15 protein-coding genes and 1 tRNA gene are annotated in these 19,799 nt (G+C 70.6%); 11 read left to right on the forward strand and 5 right to left on the reverse strand.

Translation table 11 applies throughout. From position 1 onward, the window contains the following. The first annotated feature begins 54 nt into the window (after nucleotides 1-54). Complete coding sequence (gene lolA, locus ACQGNW_RS01745; protein WP_426661333.1) at nucleotides 55-717, forward strand: outer membrane lipoprotein periplasmic chaperone LolA; 663 nt, start codon at nucleotides 55-57, stop codon at nucleotides 715-717. Nucleotides 718-733: 16 nt separating this feature from the next. Beyond that, nucleotides 734-1,420, forward strand: coding sequence for a YoaK family protein (locus tag ACQGNW_RS01750; RefSeq protein WP_426661334.1), 687 nt, complete (start codon nucleotides 734-736; stop codon nucleotides 1,418-1,420). A gap of 30 nt (nucleotides 1,421-1,450) precedes the next feature. On the opposite strand, the gene ACQGNW_RS01755 is transcribed toward ACQGNW_RS01750, so the two are convergent. After that, complete coding sequence (locus ACQGNW_RS01755) at nucleotides 1,451-4,477, reverse strand: ligand-binding sensor domain-containing diguanylate cyclase (RefSeq protein ID WP_426661335.1); 3,027 nt, start codon at nucleotides 4,475-4,477, stop codon at nucleotides 1,451-1,453. Nucleotides 4,478-4,652: 175 nt separating this feature from the next. Here ACQGNW_RS01755 and ACQGNW_RS01760 point away from each other — a divergent pair, with 175 nt between their 5' ends. The 5 genes from ACQGNW_RS01760 (at nucleotide 4,653) to ACQGNW_RS01780 (ending at nucleotide 11,101) form a co-directional block, all read left to right on the forward strand. Beyond that, nucleotides 4,653-5,996, forward strand: a complete 1,344-nt coding sequence (locus tag ACQGNW_RS01760) for a replication-associated recombination protein A (RefSeq protein ID WP_426661336.1) — start codon at nucleotides 4,653-4,655, stop codon at nucleotides 5,994-5,996. Between the two features lie 108 nt (nucleotides 5,997-6,104). Next, on the forward strand, nucleotides 6,105-7,385 hold the full coding sequence (gene serS / locus ACQGNW_RS01765) for a serine--tRNA ligase (RefSeq protein WP_426661337.1): 1,281 nt from the start codon (nucleotides 6,105-6,107) through the stop codon (nucleotides 7,383-7,385). Beyond that, on the forward strand, nucleotides 7,382-7,759 hold the full coding sequence (locus ACQGNW_RS01770) for an LrgA (RefSeq protein WP_426661338.1): 378 nt from the start codon (nucleotides 7,382-7,384) through the stop codon (nucleotides 7,757-7,759). The genes serS and ACQGNW_RS01770 overlap by 4 nt, the downstream gene beginning before the upstream one ends. Nucleotides 7,760-8,117: 358 nt before the next feature. Further along, nucleotides 8,118-8,207, forward strand: a tRNA-Ser gene (locus tag ACQGNW_RS01775). A 230-nt stretch (nucleotides 8,208-8,437) separates the two neighbouring features. Next, complete coding sequence (locus tag ACQGNW_RS01780) at nucleotides 8,438-11,101, forward strand: TonB-dependent receptor plug domain-containing protein (protein WP_426661339.1); 2,664 nt, start codon at nucleotides 8,438-8,440, stop codon at nucleotides 11,099-11,101. Nucleotides 11,102-11,211: 110 nt separating this feature from the next. On the opposite strand, the gene ACQGNW_RS01785 is transcribed toward ACQGNW_RS01780, so the two are convergent. The 3 genes from ACQGNW_RS01785 to ACQGNW_RS01795 all read right to left on the reverse strand — a co-directional run bounded on the left by ACQGNW_RS01785 (nucleotide 11,212) and on the right by ACQGNW_RS01795 (nucleotide 14,470). Beyond that, nucleotides 11,212-11,676: a glycine zipper 2TM domain-containing protein gene (locus ACQGNW_RS01785; RefSeq protein ID WP_426661340.1), complete on the reverse strand. Its 465-nt coding sequence runs from the start codon at nucleotides 11,674-11,676 to the stop codon at nucleotides 11,212-11,214. Nucleotides 11,677-11,748: 72 nt separating this feature from the next. Further along, on the reverse strand, nucleotides 11,749-12,939 hold the full coding sequence (locus tag ACQGNW_RS01790; RefSeq protein WP_426661341.1) for a cation:proton antiporter: 1,191 nt from the start codon (nucleotides 12,937-12,939) through the stop codon (nucleotides 11,749-11,751). A gap of 61 nt (nucleotides 12,940-13,000) precedes the next feature. Continuing rightward, complete coding sequence (locus ACQGNW_RS01795) at nucleotides 13,001-14,470, reverse strand: MFS transporter (RefSeq protein WP_426661342.1); 1,470 nt, start codon at nucleotides 14,468-14,470, stop codon at nucleotides 13,001-13,003. A 186-nt stretch (nucleotides 14,471-14,656) separates the two neighbouring features. Here ACQGNW_RS01795 and rnk point away from each other — a divergent pair, with 186 nt between their 5' ends. After that, nucleotides 14,657-15,067 carry a nucleoside diphosphate kinase regulator gene (rnk, locus tag ACQGNW_RS01800; protein ID WP_426661343.1) on the forward strand — a complete coding sequence of 137 codons (411 nt, stop codon included), beginning with the start codon at nucleotides 14,657-14,659 and terminating at the stop codon, nucleotides 15,065-15,067. 51 nt (nucleotides 15,068-15,118) lie between these two features. Here the strand turns inward: rnk and ACQGNW_RS01805 are convergent, their stop codons facing one another. After that, the gene (locus ACQGNW_RS01805; protein WP_426661344.1) at nucleotides 15,119-15,745 is read right to left on the reverse strand and encodes a phosphatase PAP2 family protein; all 627 of its coding nucleotides are present in this window, start codon (nucleotides 15,743-15,745) and stop codon (nucleotides 15,119-15,121) included. A 118-nt stretch (nucleotides 15,746-15,863) separates the two neighbouring features. Between ACQGNW_RS01805 and ligA the strand changes: the two genes are divergently transcribed. The 3 genes from ligA to gloA2 are packed head-to-tail and all read left to right on the forward strand — an operon-like array spanning nucleotide 15,864 to nucleotide 19,626. Further along, on the forward strand, nucleotides 15,864-18,272 hold the full coding sequence (gene ligA / locus ACQGNW_RS01810; RefSeq protein ID WP_426661345.1) for an NAD-dependent DNA ligase LigA: 2,409 nt from the start codon (nucleotides 15,864-15,866) through the stop codon (nucleotides 18,270-18,272). Continuing rightward, nucleotides 18,269-19,228, forward strand: a complete 960-nt coding sequence (epmA, locus tag ACQGNW_RS01815; RefSeq protein WP_426661346.1) for an EF-P lysine aminoacylase EpmA — start codon at nucleotides 18,269-18,271, stop codon at nucleotides 19,226-19,228. The genes ligA and epmA overlap by 4 nt, the downstream gene beginning before the upstream one ends. Beyond that, nucleotides 19,225-19,626, forward strand: a complete 402-nt coding sequence (gloA2, locus tag ACQGNW_RS01820; protein ID WP_426661347.1) for an SMU1112c/YaeR family gloxylase I-like metalloprotein — start codon at nucleotides 19,225-19,227, stop codon at nucleotides 19,624-19,626. The genes epmA and gloA2 overlap by 4 nt, the downstream gene beginning before the upstream one ends. Nucleotides 19,627-19,799 lie beyond the last annotated feature (173 nt).

The raw sequence follows: 19,799 nt of genomic DNA on the forward strand, positions 1-19,799 counted from the left end.
GGTTAAGCCTGCAGCGGCGACAATGGCGACCATCGCCATGCCGCGGGGAATCCGATGAACCGTTTCAAGCTTGCCCTGGCCGCGTTCGCGCTGCTGTCGCTGGGCACCGCTGCCCAGGCCGCCACCGGCGCCGCGCGCGCGCGCCTGGATGCTTTCGCCAGCGGCCTGCACTCGCTCACCGGCAGCTTCACCCAGACCCTGGTCGACCCGAACGGCAACGCCGGCAAGACCAGCAGCGGCACGCTTGCGCTGCAGGCGCCGCGGCAGTTCCGCTGGGAAACCCTCGCGCCGTACAAGCAGACCATCGTGGCCGACGGCAGCCGCGTGTGGATGTACGACCCCGAGCTGGAGCAGGTCACCGTGCGCATCCAGTCGAGCGAGGAGGCGCACAGCCCGCTCACCGTGCTCACCGACCTGAAGCAGATGGACCGCGAGTTCACGGTCACCGAGCGGGGCGAGCGCGACGGCCTGGCCTGGCTGCGCCTCACTTCCACCGCGAAGGACCCGCAGTTCGCCTGGGCCGACCTCGGCTTCGACGCGAACGGCCTGGCGCGCATGAGCTTCCGGGACCAGCTCGGTTCCACCACCGACATCCGCTTCTCGAACTGGAAGCGCAACGTGGAGATCCCGCCGTCGGTGTTCACCTTCGTGCCGCCCAAGGGCGCCGACGTGATCGGCGACGCACCGGTGCTGCAAGTGCAGCCGTTGAAGAACTGAGCACGGCAAAACCCCGATGCCAGTACTCCGTCAATTGCCGCGCTGGGCATGGTTCGGCACGGCCGTGCTCGCGTTCATCGCCGGCCTGGTCAACGCGGTGGGCTACCTCGGCTTCCGGCACGAGTCCATCAGCAACATGACCGGCAACACCAGCCTGCTCGGCATCGCGCTCGGCCAGGGCGACGGCGGCGAGACCGTGCACTGGGTGCTGGCCATCGCGGCTTTCGTGTTCGGCAACATGCTGAGCGGCATGATCGTGCAGCAGAGCACGCTGAAGCTCGGGCGGCGCTACGGCGTGGCCCTGGTGCTGGAGTCGGCGCTGCTGTTCGCCGCCGTGCCGCTGCTCGACGCTGCGAATCCGGCGGGCCTGTATCTCGCGTCGGTCGGCATGGGGTTGCAGAACGGCATGGTCAGCGCCTACAGCGGCGCGGTGATCCGCACCACGCACGTCACCGGTATCCTCACCGACCTCGGCATCTACCTCGGCCACCTGCTGCGCGGCTTGCCGGTGGACCGGCTGCGGTTGCGCGTCTGCGCGCTGGTGGCGACCAGCTTCGCGCTGGGCAGCGCCGCGGGCGCACTGTTCTTCCATGCGCTGCACGAGCGTAGCCTGCTGATTCCCGCGACGCTCACCGGGGCCTGCGGCCTCGGTTACGGCCTGTATCGCCAGCGGGCGCTGCAAGCGGCCCGCGACAGCGGGTGACCGCGCCGGTGCAGGCCGGGCGCCAGCTCCTCAGCCGGCCAGCGTGCAGCAGTCGCGGCCGCGGTGCTTGGATCCGTACAGCGCGGCGTCGGCGCGCGACAGCCACGAGGTCATGCTCTCGCCGGGGCGGAGTTCGGCCACGCCGATGCTCACCGTGATGGCGATGGCGCGGCCCTCGTGCCAGATGCGCGCACCGCGGACCGACTGGCGGATCCGTTCGGCGATCGCCATCGCCTGCTCGCCGGAGTTGTTCGGCAGGCAGAGCACCAGTTCCTCGCCGCCATAGCGGCCGATCAGGTCGCCGGTGCGCAATTGCTGGCAGATGATGCCGGCGGTGGAGCGCAGCACCTCGTCGCCGGCAAGGTGACCGTGTTCGTCGTTGACGCGCTTGAAGCGGTCCAGGTCCAGCAGGGCGATGCAGGCCGGTGCCGTGGCAGCGCCACGGCGCACGCCTTCGGCCAGTTCGAGGAAGCGGCGGCGGTTGCAGACGCCGGTCAGCTCGTCGGTGCCGGCCAGCAGATCGAGGCGCCGGTTGGCCGCGCGCAGTTCGCGGGTGTGTTCGTCGATCTGCGCCTGCAGCTGCGCGGCGCGGCGGCGCAGGTAGATCGTGCGCAGCTGCACCAGCAGCACGACCAGCGCCAGCAGCAGCACGACTGCCAGCAGGCGCGCCCACAGGGTCTCGTACCACAGCGGCGCCACGCTGACCGCCAGCGTGCTCTCGGCCATGCGCGCATGCAGACCGCGTGGCACGGCCCGCAGGTGCAGCACGTAATTGCCGTGCGGCAGGTTGGTATAGATCGCGCTGGGCGTGCCGCCCTTGGGCACCTCGATCCAGCTGTCGTCGAAGCCATCCATGCGGTAGCTGTAGGCGGTCTCCTGCGATCCCTGATAGTCGAGCAGGGAGAAGTCGACGCGCAGGCTGCGCTCGTGCGCAGACAGCGCCAGCGCGCCGTGGTCGCCGGGCAGGCGGCCGAATGGCAGCGGGTGCCCGTTCACCACCGCGTTGGTGATGCGCAGCGGCACCTGCGGTTCGGCAGGCGCGTGCCACCGTGGCCGGACCACGGTAAGGCCGCCGAGGCCGCCGAACAGCAGCGTGCCGTCGGGCATGCGCGCGGCGGCGGCGTAGATGTAGCTGGAGATGCGCTGGCCGTCGCGGACGCCGAGGTTGCGTATGTGCAGCGTGCGGCCGTCTACCACGGAGATGCCGTTGGAGGTGCTTACCCAGAGGTTGCCGGCACCATCGGACAGCAGGGCAGTGATCTTGTCGCTGGCCAGCCCCGCGGCGGTGCCGAACCGCTGGAATCGGTAGGGCGGCGCGTTGCCGTTCGGCAGCATGGCGAGGCCGCCCAGCGTGCCCGCCCACACGCGGCCGCGCGTGTCGACGGCGAGGGAATCGACCAGGTTCTGCGGCAGGCTGGCGGGGTCGCCGTCGCGCTGCGACAGGTTGATGAAGCCGTCGGTCTGCAGCGGATCGCGCGCGATGCTGATGCCATTGTTGGTGGCGTACCAGACCGCCTTGCCGACGCGCACGATCTGCCGCACGGTGTCGTTGGCCAGGCTGTCGGGCTGGCCCGCGACGTGGCGGAAGTGCACCAGCTGGCCGTTGCGCGTGTCGTAGCGGTACACGCCGTTGTAGGTGCCGATCAGCATGTACGTTCCCATGCGCAGCAGGCTCAGCACCGGGCTGTCGCCCAGCGCAGGCAGGATCGCCTCGCGCACGGTCAGCGTGTCGGGATCGATCCGCGCCAGGCCCTGCGTGCCGACCCAGATGGAGCCGTCCGGCGCCTCGGCGAGGGTCTGCACGTCGCGGCGCAGCTGCCTGCCGGTCAGCTGCAGGTGGCGCACGGTGGCGGCGGCCGGGTCGACGACGTCGATCTCGCCCGCCGCCATGCCCAGCCAGACCCGGCCGCGCGCATCGACGTGGATGCCGCGCACGTTGGGGTTGGCGAGCGAGTGCGCGACGTCCGCCGAGGGCACCATGGAGAACGCGACCTCGGGCCTGGCGTTGCTGCGCGCCGCGCCGAGGTCGGTGGCGGCCCAGACGTTGTCGGCCCGTCCCAGCAGCAGTGCGCGCACGGAGTTGCCGGGCAGCGAGGAGGGCAGCGAGGTATCGTGGTCGAACACGCGCGTGCCGGCGTCGCCCGCGGTGTAGGCGACGATGCCGTCGCCGTCGGTGGCGATCCACATGCGGTCCGGCGCCACTTCCAGGAAGTCGCGCACGGTCGCCTGCCGTGCCGCACCGGCGTAGCCGCTGAAGCCGGGGACCGTGCGCCAGCGGCCGTCGGCTTCGCGGTAGACCGCCCCCATCTGCACGCTGCCCACCCACAGCCGGCCCTCGGCGTCTTCGCGCACGGCCCAGATCTCGTCGTGCAGCACCTGGTCGACCACGCCCGCGGGATGCGCCGGGCGCACGAAATCCCTGCTGCCCGCGTAACGCACGAACAGGCCCTTGTCGTTGCCCAGCCACAGGTTGCCGGCGCGGTCCTGGTACACGGTGAAGTCGCGCGGGGCGGTCTGTGGCCCGGTGGCCACCGTCTCGATGCGGTTGCTGCCCAGGTCGAGGTGGTCCAGCCCGCTGTCGGTGGCGATCCACACGCCGCGTTCGCCGTCCGGCGCGAGGGCGTAGATCTTGCGGTTGCTGGTGCCGCCCGGGCCGACCGGGTAGCTGCGGAAGCGTCCGCTCTGCGGGTCGAAGCGCGCCAGCCCGCCCGCATTGGTGCCCACCAGCAGGCCGCCATCCGGCAACGCCAGCAGGCTGCGCACATAGGTGTCGGGCAGGCCGGCGGCCGCGGCGTCGGCCAGCTCGAAGACCTGCACGCGGTAACCGTCGTAGCGCACCAGGCCGCCCATGGTGCCGATCCAGAGCAGGCCGTCGCGGTCCTGCGCCAGCGCGGTGGTGATGGAGTGCGGCAGGCCTTCGGCCATGCCCACGTTGTCGAACCACTGCCGTTCCAGCGGCCGCCAGGGATCGGGGATGCTGGCCGCGCGCAGGCCGGGCCAGGGCAGCAGCATCAGCAAGACGAGCAGGACCGCCCCCTGGCCGGATCCCCGCCTCACGCCCACGCCTCCGGCCGACCGCCACGCTTTCGGCGATGGCGGCGCGGGTCACGACGGCAGTGGCTTCCCCCGGACATGCGCGGCTCCTTGCATCGTGCGCTGTTCCCTGCCACATGATAGCTGGCGGGGTTCTTCCCCGGGGCGGGCCGGTGCCTGCCGCCGTATCATGGCGGGCATGCCCCGCACCCCTTTCCAGCCGTCCGCCTCCCTGTTTGCCGAACCCGATGCGCTGAAACCGCTGGCCGAGCGCATGCGTCCCCGCAACCTGGACGAGATCGTCGGCCAGCGCCGGCTGGTAGCGCCCGACCGCGCCCTGCGCCGCGCGCTGGAGGCGGGCCGGCTGCATTCCATGGTGCTGTGGGGGCCGCCCGGCTGCGGCAAGACCACGCTGGCCCTGCTGGTGGCGCAGTACGCCGACGCCGACTTCAAGGCGATCTCGGCCGTGCTCTCCGGCCTGCCCGAGGTACGCAAGGCGCTGGCCGAGGCCGAGGCGAACTTCGCCCAGGGGCGGCGCACCGTGCTGTTCGTGGACGAGGTACACCGCTTCAACAAGGCGCAGCAGGACGCCTTCCTGCCGCACATCGAGCGCGGCGTGATCCTGTTCGTGGGCGCCACCACCGAGAACCCGTCGTTCGAGCTGAATTCCGCGCTGCTCTCTCGCTGCCGCGTGCACGTGCTGGAGGCGGTGTCGGCGGACGACATCGTGGCCGCGCTGAGGCGCGCGCTCGCCGATGCCGAACGCGGGCTCGGCGCGCAGCAGCTGCAGGTGGACGACGCCTCGCTGCAGCTGATCGCCCAGGCCGCCGACGGCGACGTGCGCCGTGCGCTCACCCTGCTGGAGATCGCTGCCGAGCTGGCCGAAGGCGGGCGCATCGACCAGGCCACGCTGGAGCAGGTGCTGGCCGACCGCACGCGCCGCTTCGACAAGCAGGGCGAGCAGTTCTACGACCAGATCTCGGCGTTGCACAAATCCGTGCGCTCCTCCGACCCCGATGCCGCCGTGTACTGGCTGGCGCGCATGCTCGACGGCGGCTGCGACCCGCGCTACCTGGCGCGCCGCATGACCCGCATGGCGGTGGAGGACGTGGGCCTGGCCGAGCCGCGCGCGTGGCGCATGGCGCTGGATGCCTGGGACACCTACGAGCGCCTGGGCAGCCCCGAGGGCGAGCTGGGCCTGGCCCAGCTGGCGATCTGGCTGGCAGTGGCGCCGAAGAGCAACGCCGCCTACATGGCCTGGAACCGGGCCCGCGACGCGGTACGCGAGGCGGGCACGCTGGACGTGCCGATGCACCTGCGCAACGCGCCGACGAAACTGATGAAGGGTCTCGGTTACGGCAAGGGCTACCAGTACGACCACGACGCCGAAGGCGGCATCGCGCTCGACCAGCAGTGCCTGCCCGACGCGCTGGACGGCACCGTGTTCTACGAGCCGGTGGAGCGCGGGCTGGAGCTGCAGTTGCGCGACAAGCTGCTGGCGCTGCGCGAAGCGCGTCGCAAGGCGCGCGGAGGCAAGTCCTAGTGAACCCCTCTCCCCGGGAGAGGGGAGCAAGCCGGCTTGCGTCGCGTTGCCACTCGTCACGCGCGGCGGCGATAATCCGGGCCTTCGACCGCTTTCCGGACACACCTCATGCTCGATCCCGCCCTGTTGCGTTCGCGCCTCGCCGAAACCGCAGCGCGCCTCAAGGAAACCCGCGGCTTCGAGCTCGACGTGGCCGCCGTCGAGGCGCTGGAAGCCGAGCGCAAGCGCCTCGCCACCGAGACGCAGGACCTGCAGAACCTGCGCAACACCCGCTCCAAGGCGATCGGCCAGGCCAAGGCCAGGGGAGAGGACACCGCGCCGCTGATGGCCGAGGTCGCCGGCCTCGGCGACAGGCTCAAGGCCAACGAGGCCGCGCTGGCCGAGGCGCAGGCGAAGCTCGCCGGCATCGCGCTGGGCATCCCGAACATCCCGCACGAGTCCGTGCCGCCGGGCAAGGACGAGACCGACAACGCCGAGCAGTCGCGCTGGGGCACGCCTCGTGCGTTCGACTTCGAGGTGAAGGATCACGTCGACCTCGGCGCCCGCCACGGCTGGCTGGATGCCGACGCCGGCGCGAAGCTTTCCGGCGCGCGCTTCACCGTGCTGCGCGGCCAGCTGGCGCGGCTGCATCGCGCGCTCGCGCAGTTCATGCTCAACCTGCACACCGGCGAGCACGGCTACCTCGAGTGCAACGTGCCGCTGCTGGTGAACGCCGAGACCATGCAGGGCACCGGCCAGCTGCCGAAGTTCGAGGAAGACCTGTTCAGCACGCTGGTGGGCGACAGCAAGCGCTACCTGATCCCCACCGCCGAGGTGGCGCTCACCAACCTCGTGGCGGACACCATCGTCGAGGCCGACCAGCTGCCGATGCGGCTCACCGCGCACTCCATGTGCTTCCGCGCCGAGGCCGGCAGCTACGGCCGCGACACGCGCGGCATGATCCGCCAGCACCAGTTCGAGAAGGTGGAGATGGTGCAGATCGCCGCGCCCGGCCAGTCGCACGCGCAGCTGGAGGAGATGGTCGGCCACGCCGAGAAGGTGCTGCAGCGGCTCGGCCTGCCGTACCGCAAGGTGCTGCTGTGCACCGGCGACATGGGCTTCGCCGCGATCAAGACCTACGACCTCGAAGTGTGGCTGCCCAGCCAGCGCACTTACCGCGAAATTTCCTCCTGCTCCAATTGCGGTGACTTCCAGGCCCGCCGCATGCAGGCGCGCTGGCGCAACCCGGACACCGGCAAGCCCGAACTGGCGCACACGCTCAATGGCTCCGGCCTCGCCGTGGGCCGCACCCTGGTGGCGGTGATGGAGAACTACCAGAACGCCGACGGCTCGATCACCGTGCCCGAGGCGCTGCGCCCGTACATGGGCGGGCAGGAGCGCATCGCGTGAACACCCCTGCCGGGCGCGGTTGGGACAAGGTCGAGTACTGGACCAGCTGGTTCCTGCTGGCGGTGCTCGGCTCGGTGATCCTCACCCGCCTCGGCTTCGCCACCGTGTGGTCGGTGCCTGCGCCCGACCTCTTGCTGGGCAGCATCGCGCTGCTGCTGATCCTCGCCAGCCCGTGGATCGCCCGCCGCCGCCGCGCCCTGCGCATCGGCATCGTCGCCTACGCCACCGCCACCCAGCTGGTGCCGATGTCGATCCGCCATCCCGCCGTGCTGCTGCCGCTGCTCGGCGCGCTGATACCGGTTGCGATCATGATCTGGGCGCTGTTCGCGCTGTCGCGCAAGGGCCGCACGGGGCGGGGCACGGGGCAGAGCTGATACGATGCACGCCTGCTGCGGCAACGGTCGGTTTTCGAGTCCGTCCGGCAGGTGAAGGCCGAGTGTTCCAAGGCAGCAGTCATCGCTTGCCGACGCCGGAGCGAACAGCGGCGCAGCCGCTGGCCCGAAGGACGAGGGGCGGGAAGCCCCGAGTCAAACCGGCGAAGAGGGCGCGCAAAGCGCCCGTGACGACTGAATACGGAGAGATGGCCGAGCGGTTTAAGGCACCGGTCTTGCTCGCGGAGGCAGGATGCCCGAGCGAACAGCGGCACAGCCGCTGGCCCGAAGGGCGAGGGGCGGGAAGCCCCGAGTCAAATTGGCGAAGAGGGCGCGCAAAGCGCCCGTGACGATTGAATACGGAGAGATGGCCGAGCGGTTTAAGGCACCGGTCTTGAAAACCGGCGAAGGGTCAAACCTTCCGTGGGTTCGAATCCCACTCTCTCCGCCATCGTCAAGACGCAAGCGGACCTGACGCACGGTCCAGCCATCGCAGCCGCACTGGCTGTCGCCCTCGCACGACCTGCGGATTCAACAACCACCCCACGGCGCCCCCTTGGCCAAGCCTTCGCCAACGCAGTGACCCCGCGCACGCAATCCTGCCGCGTCTCTTTTTTTCTCGGTGGGCGGCGGAGTAGGTTCGGTCGCAGGGGGATACGGGGCCAAATGAGGGGAGTGCAGATGCCTAAGCAACGAGGTGTCAACGTGGTGCTCGTGCGCGCGGTCCGGGCGGCGCTGGCCGCAGCGGCGCTGGTGGCGTGGTCCGCGCAGGCGCAGGATCCGGCCGCGGCGGACGGCGGGCAGGCGGCCAGCGGCCAGACGGCCCAGGCGCAGGGGAAGAACAACGCATCCAAGACCAAGACGACCACCAACCTGCAGGAGGTGGTGGTGACCGGTACGCACCGGGCCGGCCTGTCGCCCACCGAATCGGTTTCGCCGATCGATGCGTTCAGCGGCGCCCAGATCGCGAACCAGCCGTCGGCGGACCTGACCGATTCGCTGACCGGCATCGTGCCGTCGCTGACCACGCAGCGTTTTCCGATCGCCGACGGCACGGCGTTCGTGCGGCCGGTGTCGCTGCGCAACCTGTCGCCGGACCAGACGCTGGTGCTGGTCGACGGGGTGCGCTTCCACCGTTCGGCGCTGGTCAACCTGCAGATCGATCCGCTCGGCACCTTCAACCAGGGCGCGCAGGCAGTCGACTTCTCGGTGTTTCCGTCCAACGCGATCGAGCGCGTCGAGGTGCTGCGCGACGGCGCCTCGGTGCTGTACGGCTCGGACGCGATCGCCGGGGTGGTCAACGTCATCCTCAAGAAGGCACCCAAGGGCGCGACGGTCAGTGCGGAGTGGGGCGAATACGGCAAGGGCGACGGCGACCTGCGGCGCTACGACGCCGACGCGGGCTTCCCGCTCGGTGCCGACGGCTTCGTGCACGTGAGCGCCGAACGCGAGACCACCGACCCCACCTCGCGCGGCGTGCCGCAGGGCGGCGCGGCGGCCGTGGCGGCGGTGGTGGGCGCGAACCAGGTGCCGTACGACGGCCTCGGCCAGCGCTGGGGCGATCCGCAGACCAGGGCGAACAAGCTGTTCGTGAACGCGGGCCTGCCGCTGGCCGGCGACGTGCAGCTTTACGGCTACGGCGACTTCATGGACAAGAAGGTGCTGTCCAGCTTTTTCTACCGCAACCCGGTGCTGCCGGCGCAGTACGGCATCAGCGGCCGCTCCACGCTGGTGAGCTACGCCAACGGCACGCTGACGCCGGCGAACGCGCCGCAGTCGCTGGTGGACAGCATCACCGCCGGCGGCGGCAACCCGGCGAACTACCTCACGGCCGACGCCGCCAGCCCGAGCGGCTGGGTGCTGCTCAACCCGATCTACAAGCAGTTCCCCGGCGGCTACAGCCCGCTGTTCGGCGCCGACATCGCCGACCACCAGCTGGTGGGCGGCGTGCGCGGCGGCGGCGAGGGCAACCTGCAGTGGGACGTGCACTACCGCAACGGCAGCAACGAGGTCGACTACCGGCTGCAGGGCTCGATCAACCCCAGCCTGGGCAACCTCTCGCCCACCAGTTTCCATCCCGGCAAGCTGACCCAGCGCGAACAGGGCGCCGGCGCGGACTTCGTCCGCTCGTTCGACAACTCGCCGCTCACGCTCGCCTTCGGCGCGCAGTGGCGCCAGGAGACCTACATCATCCACCAGGGCGACGCCGCCTCGATCGAGGTGGGGCCGACCGCGGCGGTATTCGGCGTGGGCTCGGACGCGTTCCAGGGCTTTCCGGCCAACGCGGCGGGACGCTTCACGCAGAACAGCGACTCCGCCTACTTCGACGCCGAGACGAACCTCACCGACAAGTGGTCGGGCGCCGCGGCGGTGCGTTACGAGCACGCGAACGGCTACGGCTCCAAGGTGGTGTACAAGCTGTCCAGCCGCTACGCGTTCACCGATGCGTTTGCGCTGCGCGGCACCTACAACACCGGCTTCCGCACGCCCACTCCGGGCCAGGCCAACACGCTCAACGTCACCACCACGGCAAACGCCCAGGGCGGCCTGGTCCCCAGCGGCACCTATCCGGTGAACAATCCGGTGGCGCGCGCGCTGGGTTCGGCGCCGCTGAAGACGGAGACGTCGAAGAACCTCTCCGTTGGCGCTGTGTGGACGCCGACCGACAACGTCACGACGACGCTGGACTACTACCTGATCCGGATCGACAACCGCATCGGCCTGGTCAGCAAGAGCGTGACCCAGGCCACCGTCGACCAGCTCGCCGCCGAGGGCTACCCGAACGCGCAGCTGCTGCTCGGCAGCGACGCCAGCTATTTCGGCAACGCATTCGGCTCGCATGTCCGCGGCTTCGACTTCGTGCTGGACACGCGGCACCAGCTGGGTGCCGGCACGCTCAACGTCGATCTCCGCTACAACCGCAACAAGCAGGACGTGGTGAAGGTCAAGCCGGACACGCTCAACAACGATTTCGTGTACGACCTCGAGCACCAGGTGCCGAGGAGCCGGGCCGTGCTCAGCTTCGACTACGGGCTGCACCGGTTCGACGCCATCGCGCGGGTCAACCGCTACGGCGGCTGGAGCACCACGGTCGGCCTGTTCGGCAGCAACAATCCGCCGGACGACGTGAACCACTACAGCGGCAAGACGCTGCTCGACCTGGAGGCGCGCTACAAGTTCAACGACACCTTCTCGGTGGCCGTCGGCGGCAACAACGTCTTCGATACCTACCCGGGCAAGGAGCAGAACGCCACCCTGCAGTTCCTAGGCGTCAAATACGCGCTCACCTCGCCGTTCGGTTTCAACGGCGCGTTCTGGTACGCGCGGGTGACGGCCAACTTCTGACCGCCGCCCGACCGAGAACGGACCGGGCTCGCCGGGACCGGCGGGTAGCCGGGCCGCCCAGACAAAACGCCCCTCGCGGGGCGTTTTGTCTTTCCGCCTTCCGGCGAGCCTTACTGGATGCGCATGATGTTGCCGTTCGCGTCCACCTGCACCATGTCGCCTTCGCGGATGGCGCTGGCGTCCTTCACCTGCACGTTCTGGATGCTGCCGTTGCCCATCTTGATGCGCACGGTCCAGCTGTCGCTGCTGCCCGTCTTGTTGCCGATCGCGTGGCCGGCGAACCCACCGCCCACGGCGCCGCCCACGGTGGCGAGCGTGCGGCCGCTGCCCTTGCCGACCTGGTTGCCGAGCACGCCGCCGGCGATCGCGCCGATCACCGCGCCGGCGGTGCCGTGGCCGCTGCCCTGGCTGACGTTGTGCTCCACGCGCTGCACGGTGCCGCACTGGTCGCAGCGCAGGTAGATGCCGTCGGAGCGCACCAGCACGCCGCTGCCGCTTTGCGCGGCGGCGGCGCCGGTGCCGGCGAGGCCGAGCACGGCGGCCAGGGCGAGCGAGAACAGGGGATGGGTGTTCATGGGGAGCCTCCTTGGGTGGTGTGCCGGTGCGCCAGTGTAGGAGCGCGCAATGGCAAGGATTCGTTTATGCCGTCACCCGGCCGGCGGGGTACCCTCCGGCGAGCGCCGCAACAGCCATGCCAGCACCGGCGGCGTGACCATCGCGGTGAGCAGGGACATCGCCACGATGATTGCGTAGACGCGGTTGCTGAACACGCCGGCGGCGAGGCCGAGGCTGGCGATCACCACGCCCACCTCGCCGCGCGGCACCATGCCGAAGCCCACGATGGTGGCGCCGCGCCGGCCCAGCGACAGCGCGCCCAGGCCGCCGCCGACCAGCTTGGAGACGATCGCGATCGCGGTGACCACCAGCAGCATCCACAGCGCGTCGGCGCCGGCCAGTTCGTGCAGGTCGATCTTGCTGCCGGTGATCACGAAGAAGAACGGTGTGAGCAGGGTCAGCAGCGGCTGGGTCTGCTGCTCCAGCGTGTGCTGCTGGCGGGTCTCCGAGGCGATCATGCCGGCGAGGAACGCGCCGATGATCGCGGCGAGGCCGAACAGGGTGGAGACGTAGGCCAGGCCCAGGCACAGCGCGAGCGCGATCAGCAGTGGCGACTGCGTGTGGCGCGGCTTGTCCAGCCAGCTGGAGTTCCAGCGCATCACCCGCGCGCCGCCCCAGCCGATCACCGCGATGAAACCCACCGCCTCGCCCAGCACCACCAGCAGGTGGCCGGGCTTGAAGCCTTCGCCGCCCTGCAGCGACACCACCACGCCGAGCAGCAGCATGGCGAGGATGTCGTCGATCACCGCGGCGCCCAGGATCACCTTGCTCTCCACTCGCTGCAGCGCGCCCAGCTCCTGCAGCACGCGCGCGGTGATGCCGGCCGAGGTGGCCACGAAGGCGGCGGCCACGAACATCGACTTGTCCCAGCTGAAGCCGCGGCCGTGCGCCCACAGCGCGCCCATGGCGAACGGCACCACCACGCCGATCACGCCGACCAGGAAGGCCGCCTTGCCGACCTTCTTCAGGTCCTCCAGCCGCGTTTCCAGCCCCACCGAGAACAGCAGCAGCACCACGCCGACCTCGGCCAGCACGTCCAGCGGCGTGCCGGTGGCGACCTGCTCCGGCGTGATCCAGCCCAGCAGGGAAGGGCCGACCACGCAGCCGGCGGCGATCTCGCCCACCACGCCGGGCAGCCTCAGACGCTGCGCGACCTCGCCGCCGACCTGCGCGGCGACGAACACGATGAACAGGGTGAGCAGGATGTCGCTGGCGTGGTGCATGCGGCGCGTCCGGGCGGGGGCGAAGCCAGCATGCTACATGCCGCTGCGCGCGTGGTGGCGCTCAGGGCGCGGCCGGCAGCGCCGCGGCAGGTCGGTCGGGGCGCAGGTGTCCGAACACGCGGCTCGCCGCGGCGGTGACCAGGGCCAGCAGCAGCACCGTCCAGCGGAACGCGACCACGAAATCCTCCGGCGTGTGGCCGCGCAGCAGCGCCTGCATCAGCAGGGTGGACAGCGCGATGCCGAAGCTCATCGCCAGGTACTGCACGGTGGAGGCCATCGACGAGGCCATCGAGGCGTGCCGGATGTCCAGGTCGTTGTAGATCAGCGTGTTCATGGTGGTGTACTGCAGGCCGGTGAAGCAGCCGTAGCCGAACGTGAGCAGCGAGATCAGCCACGCCGGGGTGCCCGGGCCGAACAGCGCGAACGCGGCCAGCAGCAGCGCCACGATCATGGTGTTGCCCAGCAGCAGGCGGCGGTAGCCGAAATGCACCAGTGCGCGGTTGATCACCCACTTCGCGGCGATCGAGCCGAGCGCCTGCGGCACCATCATCAGGCCCGCCGCCAGTGGCGACCAGCCGCAGCCCACCTGCAGGAACAGCACCAGCAGCAGGAACATGCCGGAGATGCCGAGCCGGGTGGACAGGCCGCCGGCGAGCGACACCCACACGCTGCGCACGCGCAGCAGGGCCAGATCCGCCACCGGGTGCGCGGTGCGCCGGCTGTGCCAGACGTAGGTCACGCCGAGCAGCAGGGCGATGCCGCCGCAACTGGCCATCTCCGTCCAGGGCACCGGGTCGGCGCCGGCCAGTTCCGAGGCGGTGAGCAGCAGCGCGGAAGCGGCAGCGAACAGCACGAAACCGGCCAGGTCGAAACGATGGGCGTGTTCCAGCCGGTATTCGGGCATGTCGCGCCGGTTCATCCACACGCCGGCGATCGCCACCGGCACGTTGATCAGGAAGATCAGCCGCCACGAGGTGTATTCCACCAGCGCGCCGCCCAGCAGCGGGCCCAGCACCGAGCCGAGCAGGCCGAAGGTGGCCACGGTGCTCATCGCGCGCACGAATTCGTGCCTGTCGATGCTGCGCACCAGCACGTAGCGGCCCACCGGCATCAGCGCGGCGCCGCCCACGCCCTGCAGCACGCGCGCGGCCACCAGTTGGGGCAGCGACTGCGACAGGCCGCACAGCAGCGAACCCACGCCGAACAGCACGATGGCGGCACCGAACACGCGGCGCGTGCCGAAGCGGTCGCACAGCCAGGGGCTGGCCGGGATCAGCACGGCCAGCGTCAGCACGTAGCTGGTCAGCGCGCTGCGCATGCCCAGCGGCGTCTCCCTGAGCGCATCGGCCATTGCCGGCACCGCGGTGTTGACCACGGTGGAGTCCAGCGCCTGCATGAAGAACGCCGCCGCCACCAGCCACAGCAGGCCGCGGAAACGCTGGCGCGAGGAGATCGCGGGCTCCGCTTCGGCCGCACTCGATGCTGCGGAGGCATCGGCGGGTGGGAGGGGCTCGGCGGCGTGCGGGGGCATTGCGCGAATGATAGCTGCTGTGACAGCTTGCTTCCCGCGGGGCCCTGCGCAAAGTCAGCCTTGTTTCATCGATCGCCGCCCCCAGATCGTGGGCGCGAGACAACCAAGACCAGCGTGCGCCGGGGTGCCCATCGCTCCGGCGCATGTTTTTGCGCGACCTGCATCGCTCGCGACAGGACAAGGACCATGAGCCGCAAACCCGCCGTCACCATTTCCCGTCTCGATCTGGAGCGCATCGAGGCCTTGCTGGATCGCATGCCGCCGGCGCAGGCCGCGGCCCATGCCGCGCTGCGCGAGGAGCTGGATCGCGCAACGGTGCTGGAGCCCGCGGAAATGCCGGGCAACGTGGTGACGATGAATTCCACCGTTCGCTTCACCGACGAGGAAGGCGGCGTGCCGCTGACGATGACCCTGGTCTACCCGAATGCGGCAGGCAAGCCCGGTACGGTGTCGATCCTGGCGCCGGTGGGGAGTGCCTTGCTGGGTCTGGCCAAGGGCAAGCACATTGACTGGCCCACGCCGGACGGCCGCAAGCGTCGCCTCACCGTGCTGTCGGTGGAGCACCAGCCGGAGGCGGCGGGGCACCTGCACCATTGAGCGGGTGCCTTCGCTCCAGACCCGTTCCGGAGGAACCGTCGGGCAGTCCGCCTAGGGCTTGAAGTGGTGCACGAAGCCGACCTGGAAGCCGCCCGGCAGCCAGCCGATGATCAGCGGCGAGTTCCGGTGCGCAGCCCAGATGCCCACGCCCGCACCCAGCGCGGCGCCGGCCAGCACGTCGGTCTGCCAGTGGCCGCGCGTCTTCATGCGCGCCACCGCATCGTAGGCCGGCAGCAGCGCCAGCGCATAGACCGCGGGGTGGTCGTGGCCGTAGTTCAGGATGAAGGGCGTCACTGCAGCGGTGACCGCGGTCACCTCGCCGCTGGGGAAGCTCTGCGCGTGCACGCCCTTGAAGAAGCGGTTCGGGTCGGAGGTCTGCGAGGGGCGCTCGCGCTGGAACGTGTACTTCAGCGCCTGCGCGCCGAGGCCGGACACCACCATCGCGTCCACCGAGCGCCAGAACGTGTCGCCCAGCTTGTCCTGGTCGCCGAGCGCGAGTGCGCCGCCGCCCACGGCGAGGATGGTGCCGTACATCAGCGTGGTCTGGTTGCTGCGCTTCCAGATGCCGCTGTTGTCGTAATGCAGGCGGTGGTCGATGCCGAGCGGTCCGCCGCCGGCGAGGGCAGGGGCGGACAGCATGAAGGCGAGCAGCAGCAACGCAAAACGTGTCGTGCGCATGGAATGCCTCCCTTGCGGCCCGGAGACATGGCCGCCTGTGGGTCAGCCTAGCCGCGCCGGCTTTCGGCTTGCTTACTTCGGCGGTCCGTCGCGACGCGCGGCTCGCTAAACTGCGCGCATGAGCGCATCCCCCGTTTCCGCCGACAGCAAGACCCGTGCCGCCGACCTGCGCGAGCGCATCGAGCAGGCCAACTACCGCTACCACGTGCTCGACGACCCGGAGATCTCCGACGCCGAGTACGACCGCCTGCTGCGCGAGCTGGAGGCGCTGGAGGCGGCGCACCCCGAGCTGGCCACGCCGGATTCGCCCACCCGCAAGGTGGGCGCGCGTGCCGTCGGCGGCTTCGCCGAGGTACGCCATGCGATGCCGATGCTGTCGCTGTCCAACGCCTTCGAGCAGCAAGTCAATGGGGAGCAGGACGGTGACGAGCGCACGCGCTTCCACGAGGTGGCCGAGTTCGAGCGGCGCATCGAGCACACGCTGCACCGCTCCGCGCCGGTGTTCTCGGTGGAGCCCAAGCTGGACGGCCTGGCGATCAGCCTGCGCTACGAGCACGGCCGCTTCGTGCAGGGCGCCACCCGCGGCGACGGCGAGACCGGCGAGGACGTCACCGCCAACCTGCGCACGGTGCGCGCGATTCCCCTGAAGCTGCGCGGCACGGGCTGGCCCGACGTGCTGGAGGTGCGCGGCGAGGTCGTCATGCTGCGCAAGGATTTCGAGGCGTTCAACGCATACGCCCGTGCGCACGGCGAGAAGACGCTGGCCAACCCGCGCAACGGCGCGGCCGGTTCCCTGCGCCAGCTGGACCCGGCGATCACCGCCAAGCGCAAGCTGAGCTTCTACGCCTACGCGGTGGGCGTGGTCGAAGGCGGCGAGCTGCCGTCCACGCACTCGGCCACCCTGAAGCAGCTGCGCGAGTGGGGCTTCCCGGTGTCGCCCGAGGTGGGCACGGCGCGCGGCTTCGCGGGGCTGATCGCCTACTTCAAACGCATCGGTGCGAAGCGCGACCGCCTGCCGTACGACATCGACGGCGTGGTCTACAAGCTGGACGACTACGAGGGGCAGCGCACGATGGGCTTCGTGGCGCGCGCGCCGCGCTGGGCCATCGCGCACAAGTTTCCCGCGCAGGAGCAGACCACCACGGTCGAGGCGATCGAGATCCAGATCGGCCGCACCGGTGCCGCCACGCCAGTGGCGCGGCTGGCGCCGGTGCAGGTGGCCGGCGTCACCGTCACCAACGCCACGCTGCACAACGCCGACCAGGTGGCGCGGCTGGACGTGCGGGTGGGCGACAGCGTGATCGTGCGCCGCGCCGGCGACGTGATCCCCGAAGTGGTACGCGTGGTGCCCGAGCGGCGTCCGCCGCATACCCGGCCGTGGAAGATGCCCATGCATTGCCCGGTGTGCGGCTCGGCGCTGCTGCGCGCGGAGGGCGAGGCGGCGTATCGCTGCTCCGGCGGCCTCATCTGCGCCGCGCAGCGCAAGGAGGCGCTGATCCACTTCGCCTCGCGCCGCGCGATGGACATCGACGGCCTCGGCGAACGCTACGTCGATGCGCTGGTGGATTTCGGCTACGTGCGCACGCCGGCCGACCTCTACAAGCTCACGCTGGACGATTTCCTGGAGATGAAGCGCCGCGCCGACGAGCGCGACGGCACCACCCCGGAAACGGTGAAGCAGGGCAAGGTGGCCACCAGGTGGGCGGAGAACCTGCTCGACGGCATTGCCGCCAGCAAGTCCACCACGCTGGCGCGCTTCCTGTTCGGGCTGGGCATCATGCACATCGGCGAGAGCACGGCGAAGACGCTGGCCGCCTGGCTGGGCCGGCTGGAGTTCGTGCGCAGCGTGCCGGCGCCGGTGCTGCGCACGCTGCCCGATATCGGCGGCGAGGTGGCCGCGTCCATCGCCGGCTTCTTCGCGCAGCGTGGCAACCAGAAGGTGGTCGACGCGCTGCTCGCCGCGGGCGTGCATTTCGGCGACGAGGGCGAGCCTTCGCCGAAGCTGCGCGATCGCCTGGATCTGGCGGTGCTGCTCGACATGGCGGGCGTCAACAAGCTCGGCCCCAAGAGCACGGCGCTGCTGGCCGGGCACTACCCCACGCTGCAGCGTCTGCTCGATGCGGGGCAGGCACATTGGATCGCCGCCGGCCTGCCGCAGGCGGCGGCGATCAATCTCGAAGCGCACCTGGCCGACGCCTCGCGGCTCGCGGCGCTGCGCGAGGCCGAGGCGGCGATGCAGCGGCTGCTCGACGCGATTCCGCGATCGGCGCGGTCGGCCAGCCTGCCGCTGGACGGCCAGACCGTGGTGCTCACCGGCACGCTGCCAACGATGAGCCGCGACCAGGCGAAGGAAAAGCTCGAAGCCCTCGGCGCGAAGGTCGCCGGCAGCGTGTCGAAGAAGACCAGCTTCGTGGTGGCCGGCGCGGAGGCCGGTTCCAAGCTCGACAAGGCGAACGAGCTCGGCGTGCCGGTGTGGGACGAGGCGCAGTTGCTGGCGTTGCTGGCCGCACACGGGGTTGCGCAGTGAACGACGCAAACCGGCACGAAGCGCTGCGGCTGCGCGCGCGCCTCTACGCGTTGATCCGCGCGTTCTTCGCCGAACGCAAGCTGCTCGAGGTGGAAACGCCGATCCTCTCGGCGGCCGGCAACACCGAGCCGAACATCGAGAGTTTCAGCACCTGCTTCAGCGGCCATGTCGATGCCGGCGCGCGCGAGCGCTGGCTGCGCACCTCGCCGGAGTACCCGCTGAAGCGCCTGCTCGCCGCCGGCGTGGGCGACTGCTACGAGCTGGGACGGGTGTTCCGCAACGGCGAGGCGGGCGGACGGCACAATCCCGAGTTCGCCATGCTGGAGTGGTACCGGCTGGGCTGGGACCATCGCCGCCTGATGCATGAAGCCATCGAACTGGTGGAGGCGGCGCTGGCGATGTCAGGCCGGCGTGCCGAGGTGCTGATCGAGGGCTACCGCCAGCTGTTCATCGACGAACTGGGCATCGATCCCGCGCACGCGCCCATCGACGCATTGCGCGCGCCGCTGGCCGGGCAGGGCATCGCGCCCGAAGGGCTCACCCGCGACGACTGGCTGGACCTGCTGCTCACCCACAGGCTGCAGCCGGCATTCCCGCGCGACCGCATCACGGTGATCCACGACTACCCGGCCAGCCAGTGCGCGCTGGCGAAGGTGCGCCCCGGCGACCCGCCGCTGGCCGAGCGCTTCGAGCTGTACCTCGGCCCTTACGAGCTGGCCAACGGCTACCACGAGCTCAATGACGCGGCGGAGCAGCGCGCGCGCTTCGAGCGCGACAACGCGCGTCGCCGCGAACGCGGCCAGCGCGAGATCCCGCTCGACGACCGGCTGCTCGCGGTGCTCGACGCGATGCCCGACTGCGCGGGCGTGGCGCTGGGCATCGAGCGGCTGCTGATGTGCCTGGCCGGCACCGACGCGATTGCCGACGTGCTGGCGTTCGCCTTCGCGGAGGCATGAGCGTGGACGCCCCCCTGCTGCGCGGCATCCACCACGTCGCACTGATCTGCTCGGACTATCCGCGCTCGAAGGCGTTCTACAGCGGCGTGCTGGGGCTGCGCATCGTGCGCGAGGTGTACCGCGAGGCGCGCGATTCGTGGAAGTGCGACCTGGAGGTCAGCCCCGGCGTGCAGCTGGAGCTGTTCTCCTTTCCCGATGCACCGCCACGCCCGTCGTGGCCGGAGGCGCAGGGACTGCGCCATCTCGCCTTCGTGGTGGCCGACGTGGACGCGGCGGTGGCTGCGCTCGCGGCGTGCGGGGTGGCCTGCGAGGCGGTGCGCTTGGACGAACACACCGGCAAGCGCTTCGTCTTCTTCGCCGACCCGGACGGCCTGCCGATCGAGCTCTACGAAGCGTAGGCTGGCGTGGGCCCCGGGCCCCGGGCCCGGGGGGCCCCCCCCCCCGCCCCCGCGCCCCCCCGCGCCCGCGGCGGGGGGCGGGGGCGCCACACGTATCGGGGGTAGGGCGCGCCCGCGCCGGCCCCCCCCCCCCGCCGAAACCCCAAAAAACCCCACAAACCCCACCCCCCCCC

Origin of the sequence: Rhodanobacter aciditrophus (assembly GCF_050026795.1) — a bacterium.
Lineage (GTDB): Bacteria > Pseudomonadota > Gammaproteobacteria > Xanthomonadales > Rhodanobacteraceae > Rhodanobacter_A.

Coding starts and splice junctions, on each gene's coding strand:
- lolA (WP_426661333.1), top strand. CDS start 55: ATGAACCGTTTCAAGCTTGCCCTGGCCGCGTTCGCGCTGCTGTCGCTG.
- ACQGNW_RS01750 (WP_426661334.1), top strand. CDS start 734: ATGCCAGTACTCCGTCAATTGCCGCGCTGGGCATGGTTCGGCACGGCC.
- ACQGNW_RS01760 (WP_426661336.1), top strand. CDS start 4,653: ATGCCCCGCACCCCTTTCCAGCCGTCCGCCTCCCTGTTTGCCGAACCC.
- serS (WP_426661337.1), top strand. CDS start 6,105: ATGCTCGATCCCGCCCTGTTGCGTTCGCGCCTCGCCGAAACCGCAGCG.
- ACQGNW_RS01780 (WP_426661339.1), top strand. CDS start 8,438: ATGCCTAAGCAACGAGGTGTCAACGTGGTGCTCGTGCGCGCGGTCCGG.
- ACQGNW_RS01785 (WP_426661340.1), bottom strand. CDS start 11,676: ATGAACACCCATCCCCTGTTCTCGCTCGCCCTGGCCGCCGTGCTCGGC.
- ACQGNW_RS01790 (WP_426661341.1), bottom strand. CDS start 12,939: ATGCACCACGCCAGCGACATCCTGCTCACCCTGTTCATCGTGTTCGTC.
- ACQGNW_RS01795 (WP_426661342.1), bottom strand. CDS start 14,470: ATGCCCCCGCACGCCGCCGAGCCCCTCCCACCCGCCGATGCCTCCGCA.
- rnk (WP_426661343.1), top strand. CDS start 14,657: ATGAGCCGCAAACCCGCCGTCACCATTTCCCGTCTCGATCTGGAGCGC.
- ACQGNW_RS01805 (WP_426661344.1), bottom strand. CDS start 15,745: ATGCGCACGACACGTTTTGCGTTGCTGCTGCTCGCCTTCATGCTGTCC.
- ligA (WP_426661345.1), top strand. CDS start 15,864: ATGAGCGCATCCCCCGTTTCCGCCGACAGCAAGACCCGTGCCGCCGAC.
- gloA2 (WP_426661347.1), top strand. CDS start 19,225: ATGAGCGTGGACGCCCCCCTGCTGCGCGGCATCCACCACGTCGCACTG.